This window comes from Aeromonas sp. 1HA1, assembly GCF_029237385.1.
GTDB classification, from domain to species: Bacteria; Pseudomonadota; Gammaproteobacteria; order Enterobacterales; family Aeromonadaceae; genus Aeromonas; species Aeromonas popoffii.
Genome location: NZ_JAACGC010000096.1, coordinates 1 through 11,351 on the forward strand (window position 1 = coordinate 1; position 11,351 = coordinate 11,351).

13 protein-coding genes are annotated in these 11,351 nt (G+C 55.8%); all 13 read left to right on the top strand.

Annotated elements, in window-relative coordinates; translation table 11 throughout:
• The first annotated feature begins 385 nt into the window (after positions 1 to 385).
• The 13 genes from GWQ22_RS19520 to GWQ22_RS19580 all read left to right on the top strand — a co-directional run bounded on the left by GWQ22_RS19520 (position 386) and on the right by GWQ22_RS19580 (position 11,228).
• Complete coding sequence (locus GWQ22_RS19520) at positions 386 to 1,591, top strand: integrase arm-type DNA-binding domain-containing protein (protein WP_275931359.1); 1,206 nt, start codon at positions 386 to 388, stop codon at positions 1,589 to 1,591.
• 236 nt (positions 1,592 to 1,827) lie between these two features.
• Positions 1,828 to 2,037: an AlpA family phage regulatory protein gene (locus tag GWQ22_RS19525; RefSeq protein WP_275931360.1), complete on the top strand. Its 210-nt coding sequence runs from the start codon at positions 1,828 to 1,830 to the stop codon at positions 2,035 to 2,037.
• Positions 2,038 to 2,047: 10 nt separating this feature from the next.
• Positions 2,048 to 2,461 (top strand): hypothetical protein, encoded by a 414-nt coding sequence (locus GWQ22_RS19530; RefSeq protein ID WP_275931361.1) that lies wholly within the window; start codon positions 2,048 to 2,050, stop codon positions 2,459 to 2,461.
• A gap of 13 nt (positions 2,462 to 2,474) precedes the next feature.
• The gene (locus tag GWQ22_RS19535; RefSeq protein WP_275931362.1) at positions 2,475 to 3,071 is read left to right on the top strand and encodes a BRO family protein; all 597 of its coding nucleotides are present in this window, start codon (positions 2,475 to 2,477) and stop codon (positions 3,069 to 3,071) included.
• Positions 3,061 to 3,843, top strand: coding sequence for an antA/AntB antirepressor family protein (locus tag GWQ22_RS19540; protein WP_275931363.1), 783 nt, complete (start codon positions 3,061 to 3,063; stop codon positions 3,841 to 3,843). Before GWQ22_RS19535 ends, GWQ22_RS19540 begins: the two co-directional genes overlap by 11 nt.
• Complete coding sequence (locus GWQ22_RS19545; RefSeq protein WP_275931364.1) at positions 3,840 to 4,367, top strand: host cell division inhibitor Icd-like protein; 528 nt, start codon at positions 3,840 to 3,842, stop codon at positions 4,365 to 4,367. The genes GWQ22_RS19540 and GWQ22_RS19545 overlap by 4 nt, the downstream gene beginning before the upstream one ends.
• Positions 4,364 to 4,516, top strand: coding sequence for a hypothetical protein (locus GWQ22_RS19550; protein WP_157013281.1), 153 nt, complete (start codon positions 4,364 to 4,366; stop codon positions 4,514 to 4,516). The genes GWQ22_RS19545 and GWQ22_RS19550 overlap by 4 nt, the downstream gene beginning before the upstream one ends.
• Positions 4,513 to 4,773: a hypothetical protein gene (locus tag GWQ22_RS19555; RefSeq protein ID WP_275931365.1), complete on the top strand. Its 261-nt coding sequence runs from the start codon at positions 4,513 to 4,515 to the stop codon at positions 4,771 to 4,773. Before GWQ22_RS19550 ends, GWQ22_RS19555 begins: the two co-directional genes overlap by 4 nt.
• The gene (locus tag GWQ22_RS19560; RefSeq protein ID WP_157013280.1) at positions 4,766 to 4,924 is read left to right on the top strand and encodes a hypothetical protein; all 159 of its coding nucleotides are present in this window, start codon (positions 4,766 to 4,768) and stop codon (positions 4,922 to 4,924) included. Before GWQ22_RS19555 ends, GWQ22_RS19560 begins: the two co-directional genes overlap by 8 nt.
• Entirely contained in the window at positions 4,917 to 5,273 is a 357-nt protein-coding gene (locus GWQ22_RS19565; RefSeq protein ID WP_275931366.1) for a hypothetical protein, read from the top strand. The genes GWQ22_RS19560 and GWQ22_RS19565 overlap by 8 nt, the downstream gene beginning before the upstream one ends.
• Positions 5,270 to 7,543: a DUF927 domain-containing protein gene (locus GWQ22_RS19570; protein WP_275931367.1), complete on the top strand. Its 2,274-nt coding sequence runs from the start codon at positions 5,270 to 5,272 to the stop codon at positions 7,541 to 7,543. The genes GWQ22_RS19565 and GWQ22_RS19570 overlap by 4 nt, the downstream gene beginning before the upstream one ends.
• Before the next feature lie 900 nt (positions 7,544 to 8,443).
• On the top strand, positions 8,444 to 9,334 hold the full coding sequence (locus tag GWQ22_RS19575) for a hypothetical protein (protein ID WP_275931368.1): 891 nt from the start codon (positions 8,444 to 8,446) through the stop codon (positions 9,332 to 9,334).
• 334 nt (positions 9,335 to 9,668) lie between these two features.
• Positions 9,669 to 11,228: a class I SAM-dependent DNA methyltransferase gene (locus GWQ22_RS19580; protein WP_275931369.1), complete on the top strand. Its 1,560-nt coding sequence runs from the start codon at positions 9,669 to 9,671 to the stop codon at positions 11,226 to 11,228.
• Positions 11,229 to 11,351: the final 123 nt, after the last annotated feature.

Here is an 11,351-nt window from a genome sequence, read left to right on the forward strand (position 1 = left end):
CAAAGCGTGATATTGAATTTTTACAGCCCATATAAATCAGTAACTTATTGATTTGTAAGGGCTGCCATCGGTTTCAAAATCCGCCGATGAATAATCGTGTCGGTTCGAGTCCGACCCCGGGCACCATATAACAGATTCATGCCGTCTCACGGCAGACCAGAAACCCGCATAGCGTAAGGCTTTGCGGGTTTTTTGTTGTTCCTCGTCGTATCATACAATCTCACCACATCCCTCCATATTTGGGGGGATCTCTGGGGGTAGAAGTCTAAAGGGGGCTAGAAAGTACCCCTACTTGCCGCTAGCCCCCGCCACTTCTGGTCTGTGAACCGTGGCTTATCCCTCCAGCGCGTGCCATGTACCCCAAGTTCAAACGGGAGATACCCCCATGCCGCTATCTGATACCGCCGCTCGACAAGCTAAGTTCAATGGCAAGCAGCAGAAACTGGCTGATGAAAAAGGCCTATTCTTGCTGATCACTTCGTCTGGGAAGTATTGGCGCCTCAAGTTCCGCTTCGGTGGCAAAGAGAAGGTGCTGGCGTTGGGGGTTTACCCAGAGGTTTCCCTGAAAGAGGCAAGAGTTAAGCGAGAGGATGCTCGCAGGTTGTTGGCAGAGGGTATCGACCCCAGTCTTGCTCGTAAGCAGAGCAAGATTGCTAGCCGACTCGCCAGCGAACACAGTTTTGAGGTAGTGGCTAGAGAGTGGCATCAAAGCCAGCTAGCTCGCTGGAGCCCGGGACATGCCAAGAGGGTGATAGAGTCCTTGGAGGTTGATGCCTTCCCTGATCTGGGGCTGGTGCCGGTTACTGAGTTGACCGCCCCTATGATGTTGGATGCTCTGCGCAAGGTAGAGGGAAGGGGGGCCACCGAGACCGCTGGACGGGTACTGCAGCGGATCAGTTCAATCATGCGTTATGCCATCCAGACTGGGCGGGCCAGCTACAACTCGGCCCAGGATTTGAAAGGGGCGCTCAGGGCCACCAAGCAGGAACACCGGCCAGCATTACCGCGGGCTGAACTGCCGGAATTTTACCGGCGCTTGGCGGCTGAGCCGTTGAACCCCCCAACCCGTCTAGCCTTCCACCTACTGATGCTGACGATGACCCGCCCTGGTGAGGTCCGTTTCGCTCGCTGGGATGAGTTCGACATCGAGCGTGCCGAGTGGCGGATCCCGGCCGAGCGCATGAAGATGCGAGCTCCCCATATCGTACCTCTCTCCCGACAAGCACTTACCGTACTTGAGGAGCTACGCCAGGTGACTGGGCATTGTGAGCTGCTGTTCCCGAGTGAGCGCAAGCTGACTAATGCTATGAGTGAAAATACCCTGTGCTATGCCATGGGGCGGATGGGGTACATGGGGATTGCTACTCCACATGGGTTCAGGGCTCTTGCGTCCACCACTTTGAATGAGGAAGGTTTCAACCCTGACGTTATAGAGCGTCAGCTTGCTCATGCTGAGCGTAACAAGGTGAGGGCTGCATATCACCGGGCTGAGTATCTGGATGACCGCCGTAAGCTCCTGCAATGGCTGGCCGATTTTTACGAATCACAACAGGGCGGGAATATTCGTCCGGTGAATTTCAATAGGGGTTAGAGAAGAGATATGTGGTGAAACTTTAAGCAACTGCTTGACTCGTTATCACACCAACGTTAGGATTCTCCCAACATGGCCAGTTCTCTCGAGAACGGGCCTTTTTTGTATCTAAACCCAGCCATTGTGCTGGGTTTTTGCATTTGGAGGTTCAAACACAGCTCACCGACTTAACACTCATTGATAGCCCCTAAAACCCGACCACAGCGTCGGGTTTTTTCATTTCTGGAGTACACCAAATGGCATTACCAAAAGAGGGATTTGTTCGAGAGGCACAGCTTGTGACTACTGGCGATAAGGTTGGCCCGTTGCCATTCAGTAAATCAACGCTGTGGCGGATGGTCGCACAAGGCAAGTTCCCCAAGCCGATTAAGCTAGGGCCTCGTTTGACTGCGTGGCGCAGTGAGGAGGTTCTTGAATGGATCAGTGCGCAAGGCAAAGCAGCTTAAGGAGACTGACATGCAAAAACAAAAAGGCCGTACCGCGAACGGCACGACCCTGCTTGAGCGAGGCCAGCATATCACCAAGTATGAACTGGTCGCCACACACCTGCTGGAGCAAGGAGTCCAGGGGGTCAGCGCCTTGTCAGGCCTGGCCGGTCTGCATGATCTCAACTTGCGTAACAGCATCTGCCTGATGCGCCGCGAACACGATATTTGCATCCTCGATGCGTTCTTTACGCACGAGCACAGCGGTGGCGGTACTGCTCGCTTCAAGCGCTACTGGCTGGCAGACCGTGAGCAAGCCAACAAGCTGGTGGGCCTGATCAACCACTGGCGCCAGCAGCGCCAGGCTGCCCCACTGGCCAATGACTACGCCGTCATCCTGTGCGCCCGCACACCGGTAGCAGATCCCCTTCCTCCCGCCGCCTAACGGAGCCTGATAAATGAAACTCAAAAAAAGCAGATTAATTTCTGAGGCTGCCCCTCAACCCAACACCAGCCAGAAGGTTAGTTTCACAGCTCACGAAGGCGATATGTCCATCATCAACTTTGAAGGCGTGGAGGTGCGCATTGTGAATATCAACGGTGCCCCGTGGTTTGTGGCCAAGGATATTTGCGAGGCACTGGAACTGACCAATTCTCGCATGGCAATCAAGGCTCTTGATGAGGATGAAAAGGGGGTCACTTTAACTTACACCCTTGGCGGAAAGCAGAAGGTTGGGGCCGTATCGGAATCCGGCTTCTACAAACTGATCGCCCGTAGCCGCAAAGCCACCACACCCGGCACGTTAGCCCATCGTTTCAGCAGCTGGGTATTCCGCGAGGTGATCCCGTCAATCCGCAAGACCGGCGCATACGGCATGCCGTTCGCTTGTCTAAATGACCACGGTAAGCGCCAAGCCTTGTACCTGGAGAAGGCCAGCAAGCGTGGCTATGCCCTTCAATCCTGCAAAACAGAGAAAGCCAGCCTGACCGCTGAAGAGGCGGAGCTGTGGCGTAAATATCAGCCTGAACTCCCGGAGATGAGCCATGACCAATAACATAAATGGGCTCACTGCCCAAGGCGAAGCCTTGCCCAAATTCAGTCAACAGGCCCAGCTATCACTGGCCAAATGGTTACCGCTGACCAAGTGGGACATAGGCGGTATGCAGGTGAACACGGTCAGTGCCCGGGAGCTTCATGACTTCTTGACGGTGGGCCGTGATTTCTCAACCTGGGTACAAGAACGCATCGCTGAATACGGCTTCATCGAGGGTGTGGATTTCGTCAGGTTTTTCCCCGAAACCGGGGAAAAATCCAAACGAGGTCGCCCACAAAAGGAGTACGCCCTAACCCTCGATGTAGCCAAAGAGCTGTCCATGGTTGAGCGCACCGACGAGGGCCGCCGTGCCCGTCGTTACTTCATCGACTGCGAACGTCGCTTATTCATAGTGGCTCCCGAGCAACACGCTGCCGCGTTGACACACTGGCAGGCGCAGCGGGAGGTGACCAAGGACTACCATGGGCTGATGTGTCGGGCACTGCAGCTTGCCCGCATCAATGCAGGCAAGGAGACCAAGGCTCATCACTACAGCAACGAACTGAACATGCTCAATCGGCTGGTGCTGGGATTGGATGCCAAGCATTGGTCCGAGCTGCATGGTGGTTGCCGGGAAGTACGCCAGCACATGAACTCTCACCAGCTTGAGCAGATCGCATATTTGGAGCGCAGCAATGCGACCCTGATTGATGCCGGGATGCCATTTGCCGAGCGCAAGTCTCACCTGGCCGTGATGCTGACGGCCAAAATTGAGCAGGAGGGCCGAGCATGATCCACTCTCCTCTCTTGTCCCACAGCGTCCAACAGAGTACGATTCCTCACGCAACGGCAAAATCCGTTGCCGGGATTGGAACCCCGAGAACAACTTTGGAGCCGACCCACGCTCCCACTGCGTGGTTTTTTGTCGGCACTCGACCCCCATTTACTTGGGTGCTGCTCGCCTACCTGGCGATCGGTATCTACAGCGTTATGGTGGCTCGGGCGGGGCAGCCGCAAGGCTGGTCGGTTTCCAAGGTTGCCGATAGTTCCAACTCCGCTCGGGCTACCACCATGAGATTGGAACCTCGGGTTGGTAGTGACAATCTATCAACCTTGGAGGCTGCCATCATGGCTACTATCCCCACCCCAGTTGTATTCAAAACATTCACCTTCCTGATCACCCATGGCGTTCGTCGCCTGGCTGTCCTTCGCTATATCCGCACCATTGCCACCTCCGAGGCGCTAGCCCGAGCCAATCATGCTGACCTCCCTCTGGTGTTTGTGTCGCGTATCCCCATCGGGGGAACCACCACATGACCCCACCCTCCCATTTAAACATCCTGATTGAACAATTCGCCGACACCCTCGAGCAAACCGACCTCTGTTGCCAAGAGCGGGCGCAATTTGGCGCATTGCTCGATGCCCTGCGCATTGAAGCCACCCTCTGCCAGGAGGTGCTGTCATGACCTACTTTGCATGGGCTAACGGCAGCAATCCCCCGATCTACATCGGCCCCACCCATTCCAGAACCGGAAAGCGTTCACAGCAAGGCAGCCTGAGTGCCTTCGCCACAAGCAAAGAGAGAGGCCTGTTTATTCAGCAGACCCATGGGGCCGCGGTGGCTGTCACCGCCAAAGAGGCTCGAGCGCTCAAAGCCGGTTTAGATGACCGGTCGTTTAATGAGCTGGTTGCCGTTTTGCAGGGAGAGACAAGCCATGAGTAATCAACTGATCACCGCCCTTAATAGCCGTATGTGGCGTGAACTATCGCGCTATCCACTGCGCCCTTTGGTTCTGCGGGAGTTGTTCAAGCGGGTAACCAAGGCCCATAAGCAGCAGGGTGCGAGCAATGCAACAGGGGGTTGCCATGACTGATATCAACAAGCTGGTGGAGCAGCTCGCCCAAGCCTACCTGGCTACCCGGGGCACTGAGTTTACCCACCTTGATGTACGCCTCCCTCTGACCTTGGGCACGCAGATACTGGCCATTCACAACAACATCGTGGCTGCTCACCTTGAACATGCCGGAGCCAAGCAGGGGCTGGCTGATGCCCTGCTGATGCTGCGTCATATGGTGGTTAACGGGACACTCACCGCACTGGGGACGCTAGTGATGGACCAGATGAACTGCGCCTTCTGCGCTGATGTGCGGCAGATGCTCAATGAGGGCAAAGACCCGATGGCAGAGCTGGCGAGCGAGTACAACGGGATGGCGACGCAATGACCACTACACACCTAGGAGCTGTAAGCACCCCCTCCCGTAAGGCTCCTGCCACGGCTTCGGTGGCAAACTCCTTTCTCAAGTTTGCTGACTTGCAAGATCAGGGGGTCATCGTGATCCACACCGGAGAGCAGGCCAACCGTGATGCCAATATCAGAGCCACTCTGCAGCGAGCGCACAACGACGCGCTCATGGCAGACAACCCGATAGACCCAGAGGTGGAGCCTGAGCAGACGCTTCATGTCAGTCCTGGTCAACTGGGAGAGATCACCAAGCTCTACAAAATTGCCGACAGCGATGCCACCCGAAAGATCATCGTTCACCAAGTCGGCAACCTGGCGACCGAGAAAGCCAAACGCCTGATCCTGGAGTTGCAGAAGCAGGCCCCTAACGCTGAGCTATACCAAGGCCATCAGGGCCAGAATGCCACGCAGTGGCAACTGGTGGAGGTAGTGGCGCTAGAGCAAAGCCTCAGCGCAGAAGCCAACCAGCACGAGGCACCCTGGCAAATGAGCGTGGTGCCGCTTCACCCGATGCGTGATGACGACGCGCTTGGGAAAAATGGCCTGCCGAAGGGATTTGAGATCCAGGGTGATCGCCTCTGTGCCTGGGAGCTGGTCGGTCGAGGTGATGAGGCCCGTCGAGAGCTGGTGCCCATATCAAGCCCTGTGCGCGTGCTGGCAGAGACCGCTGATGAACATGGCCGAGGCTATGGCCGCTTGCTGGAGTGGCATGACAGCGCAGGACGCGTGCGCCACTGGGCCATGCCGGTACGTTCACTGGTACCGCGTAATGGTGAAGAGGTCTTTGCGGCTCTGCTGGATGCGGGACTGCCTTTCATCGAGCTGGGGAGCAAGCGCAGACTAGCCGCCTACTTGATGGCCTGTCGCCCAGAGAAGCGAATTACCTGTGTCGAGCGTACCGGCTGGCATGGTCAAGCCTATGTACTGCCTCAAGGGGCCATTGGCCCAGATGCCAAGGGGGTGATCCTGCAGACCGCAGGATACGCAACCAACGACTTCACCGAGCACGGCACCCTGGCCGACTGGCAACAGGGGGTTGCCGCACTGGCAGTGGGTAACTCCCGCCTCTGCTTTGCGCTATCACTGGCCTTTGCTGCGCCCCTACTCTCACTGATCGGCATGGAAGGCGGTGGTTTTCACCTCAAGGGCGAGAGTACCGACGGCAAGACCACGGTGATGAAAGCGGCAGCCAGTGTTTATGGCCACCCAGATCGCTATGGCCAGACATGGCGGGCCACCGGTAACGCGATCGAGGGGATTGCCAGCCGCCGCAATGATGCCCTGCTCTGCCTGGATGAACTGGGCGAGCTTGACGGGCGGGAGGCTGGTCAGACTGCCTACATGCTGGCCAACGGACAAGGCAAGGGCCGCAGTAAACAGGATGGCGAGCTCAGAGAGCGTAAGGCCTGGCGGTTGCTGTTCCTGTCCACGGGTGAGCTGAGCCTTGAGGACCATGCCGCCAGTGCCGGGAAGAGTACCCAGGCCGGGATGGAGGTGCGGACTATCCAAATCCCCAGTGATACCGGTCACCATGGCGCCTTTGAGTGGCTACATGGCCTTGAGAATGGGCGCACCTTTGCAGACACCCTGAAAGCCAACTCAGATAAGCATAACGGTACCGCTTTTCGTGCTTTTATCGAGCACATTGCCACCGATATGACGAGCCATGGCCTGCAGTTGCGGGCAGATGTGAAACGACTAGCTGACGAGCTGACCCCCAAGGGGGCTGGGAATCAGGTGGGCCGGGCGATCAACCGCTTTGCACTGGTCGCGGCTGCAGGCGAACTGGCTACCAAATTGGGCGTGACTGGCTGGCCGGAAGGCGAAGCTGTTCGAGCGGTAAGAGTTTGCCTCAAAGCGTGGCTGGCAGAACGGGGGCACCTGGGCAACAAGGAGGATGAGGCAACGCTGGTGCAAATACGTGCGTTCATCAGTGCCTACCAATATTCGCGCTTTGCTGACTGGTTTGATCCCAACCACCGCCCGGTCAATATGGTGGGGTTTCGCAGGGTCGAACCCGAAGGGGTGAGCTTTTATATTCTGCCCCCTGGCTGGTTGGAAATAACCAAAGGGCGAGACCCTAAACGTGCGGCATTCCTTTGCCTTGAGGCGGGCTATCTGCTGACAGGTAAAGACAAGAAGCGGCTACAGCGCAAGGCTAGGTTACCGGGCATGAGCGGTTCTGTGTGGGTGTACCTGCTGACCGAGCGCGCTTTGGCTGAGGAGGCAGAGGGGCAAGAGGACGAGTAACGCTAGCCAGAAGGAAGCAGAGGGCCACCGAGTGTGGCCTTTTATCTTTTTGCCTCAGGCGCGCACGTGAAAGAACAAACAAAAATGATGGGAACAGTGGGAACAAGGCTATTCAATGAGCCTGTAAGCCTTATGTATCAAGGGTTAGAGCTGTTCCCACCTAGCTCTCTATTTGGTGGGAACAAAATGGGAACAGTGGGAACAAAAAAGCGAGCCATAAAGGTTGTTCCCACCTGTTCCCACCCTATTTATCGCTCAGTGGGAACAACGAAACCCAGTCATAGCAAGGGCTGGCGGGCGTTGTTCCCACTGTTCCCACTGTTCCCACCGTTTTTTTGATATATGGAGTACAAGTGGCCGATCGAGATCACAGTTTTGAAGTAGATGGCCTCTATGTCAGTTATCAGGCTGCGCTGCCGAGGTGTTCATGCCCCAGGCGGTGTCGGTTCAGGGTGAGTGAGGCTAGCCAAAAGAGAATGAGGGCTACCACTGGTGGCCCCTAGTTGACTCATACGTAGGACTTTTGCCAACAAACCCTACCCACCCTACCCAACACGCTGAAAGCCTTGCTACACAAGGGATAGAGGTAGGTAGGGTTATTATTTTTAAACCCTACCCAAACCCTACCTTTTTGCTTTATCCCTACCCAGTTCTATGAGCAGTGAAATGTTATTATCTTGTGTTTTTTGGGATGGGGTTTTGTGTAGGGTGTAGGGCTATAGGTAGGGTCTGGGTAGGGTCTGAATTTTAAACCCTACCCGCTCAAAGCCAGTCATATCAAGGGATGTAGCCTGGGTAGAGTGGGTAGGGATATAACGCCATAAACTTTTTCACAGGGGGTGTACGCCATCACGAAAGCACTTGATGTGAATGCTTTGTAAATTGCAACCGGGGGTTTCATTGAGATTGACCAATCAACAACGAGCAGAGGTGATCAACCTGCGCCGCCGTCATTCACTCAAAGAGGTGGCTGTGCTGACGGGCCTCTCCTTGGGCACCGTGAAGGCCACTATCAGCCGCTCAGGGCTTTTTACCGATAACCCTAAGCATCGGGGCATGTTCACCTTGCCAGCGCTGCAGATGAGCGCAGAGACCCTGCCAGCGGCTCAAGAACTACCGCCCCAGCAGGTGGTGACCGGTGACAAAGAGATTGATGCCCTGATCTGGTTACGCCAGGTGATAGAAACCGGCGACCCCGGCCGTATTGCGCAAGCTCGGGAAGCTGCAGAGCGGATCACCACCCCACTCGATGAACTGGAGATGCGATACGGTAAATGGCTGGTGGTCCGTGCCGGGAATGTCATGGCTGGCCTTGGCAGTATCGGCTTTGCCAATCTTGATGATCTTGCCGACCAGACTATGGAGCGGCGAGCCAATGAAGCAGAGGCCATGAAGCGGTTCGGGGATGCTTTGTGGAATGATACTCAGGCAGAGGCATTTTGCCTGGAGGCCCTGCGCACCCTTGAACAAGTGAAATGGGATTATCCACCAGAGCTGGTGGCCGAGCGGTTCAAGGCCCTGCCTGAGCTGATGCCGCATACCCTGAGTGACTGCCTGCACGAGCTGGCCTACTGGAATGACCTCTACCGACTGCGCCGGGCCTCTGATAGCAGCGGCAATTACGAGAACAGCATGGCGTCGAATGCCCGAGAGTGGTTTGTCTTTGGCTTGTTGGCAGAACTGCGGCCACGAACCCGGGAAGAGGCCAAGCAAACGCTCCGGTATTTGATGGGTAGCGAGCGCAAAGGCTGGAAGGAAGCAGACCAGATCCTGGATAACCTGATCGGCTAAGGCCACACAGAGCCAAGGGCTGTGAGCAAAGAAGTAGATCACCCCCATATCGCCTCAAAAGCATCCATAACGGTTTATGAGACCCGAGCAAGACGGTAGAATGGCCGCCAACTCAACTCATTAGCGGCAAGTGCCTACCCTGGCTGGCATTTGCCTTCATGCGTTAACGGAGGCCCTTCATATTGAACAAGCCTTCAAGAATATCGATGATGCCCGGCAATCGCTGATCGGGCAGGAACCTTGAACACAACGTGGGTGTTTCCACCCGTCAGGTCTTCGCCATCAAGGCGCTGGACACCGATTATTTTTCAGAAGAATAAGAGAACACAGATACATGGCCACCGCCCCCAAAAAAGCACCCGCCAAGAAAGCCAGCAAAGGCTTTGAAGAAACCCTCTGGGATACCGCCAACCAGCTGCGTGGCAGCGTGGAATCCTCCGAATACAAGCACGTGGTGCTGAGCTTGGTGTTCCTCAAATTTATCAGCGACAAGTTCGAAGCCAAGCGCAAGCAGCTGATCGCCAGCGGCCAGGAAGCATTTGTCGATATGGATGTGTTCTACCAGCAAGACAACGTGTTCTTCCTGCCCGAAGAGGCCCGCTGGTCCTACATTCAACCTCGTTCAAAGCAGGACGATATCGCCGTTATTATCGATACGGCCCTCTCGACCATCGAAAAGTGCAACGTCTCGCTGGCCAATGCCCTGCCCGATAACTACTTCTCCCGGTTAGGATTGGAGGTAAAAAAACTCTCCTCTCTAATTGATGAGATCCACCAACTTGACACACTGGCGAGTGAATGCGACCTAACCGAAGAAGATTTGGTGGGCCGGGTCTACGAATACTTTCTCGGCAAGTTTGCCGCCAGTGAAGGCAAGGGTGGTGGCGAGTTCTATACCCCCAAAGCAGTGGTCACCCTGCTGGCCGAGATGCTTGAACCCTACCAGGGCAAGATCTATGACCCCTGCTGTGGCTCGGGCGGCATGTTCGTTCAGTCCCTCAAGTTTGTGCAAAGCCATCAGGGCAAGAGCCAGGATATCGCCATCTACGGTCAGGAGCTGACCAGCACCACCTACAAGCTGGCCAAGATGAACCTGGCGGTGCGCGGCCTCTCCGGCAATCTGGGGGAGCGCCCGGCAGATACCTTCTTTGCTGACCAGCACCCGGATCTCAAAGCCGACTTCATCATGGCCAACCCGCCGTTTAACTTAAAAGACTGGCGCAATGAGGCGGAGCTCACAAACGACCCGCGCTTTGCCGGTTTCCGTACCCCGCCCACCGGCAATGCCAACTACGGCTGGATACTCCATATGCTCTCCAAGCTCTCCGAGGATGGCATCGCTGGTTTTGTGCTGGCCAACGGCTCGATGAGTTCGAACAGCAGCGGTGAAGGAGAGATCCGCCAAAAGCTGATTGAAGATGACCGCATCGAATGCATGATCGCCCTGCCGGGACAGCTGTTCTACACCACCCAGATCCCGGTCTGCCTGTGGTTTATCAGCAAGAGCAAGCAGGCCAGCCTCAAATATGGCTACCGCGATCGCCGTGGTGAGACCCTGTTTATCGATGCCCGTAATCTCGGCACCATGATCAGCCGCACCCAGAAAGAGCTGACGACGAGCGATATCGCCACCATCGCCGATACCTTCCACGCTTGGCGCAGCGACGCAGACGAACTCACGCGTCGACTCGAGGCGAAAGAAATCTCTGTCGAGCAGTATCAAGACCAAGCCGGTTTCTGCAAGGTCGCGACACTCGAAGAGATGAAAGCCAACGACTACGTGCTGACCCCGGGCCGCTATGTGGGGGCTGCAGATATTGAAGATGATGGCATCGCCTTTGAGACCAAGATGCAGGAGCTCACACAAATCCTCTATCGCCAGCTCAATGACTGACTCTTATACACAAATATTGTGAACTGATTGGCACTTTTCCCGATTTCCAGGATCTGATCTCCTATGTGACTCCCGAACATGGTAACGATCATGCTAACTTTTGCTCTTCATCGTGCGGCCGAT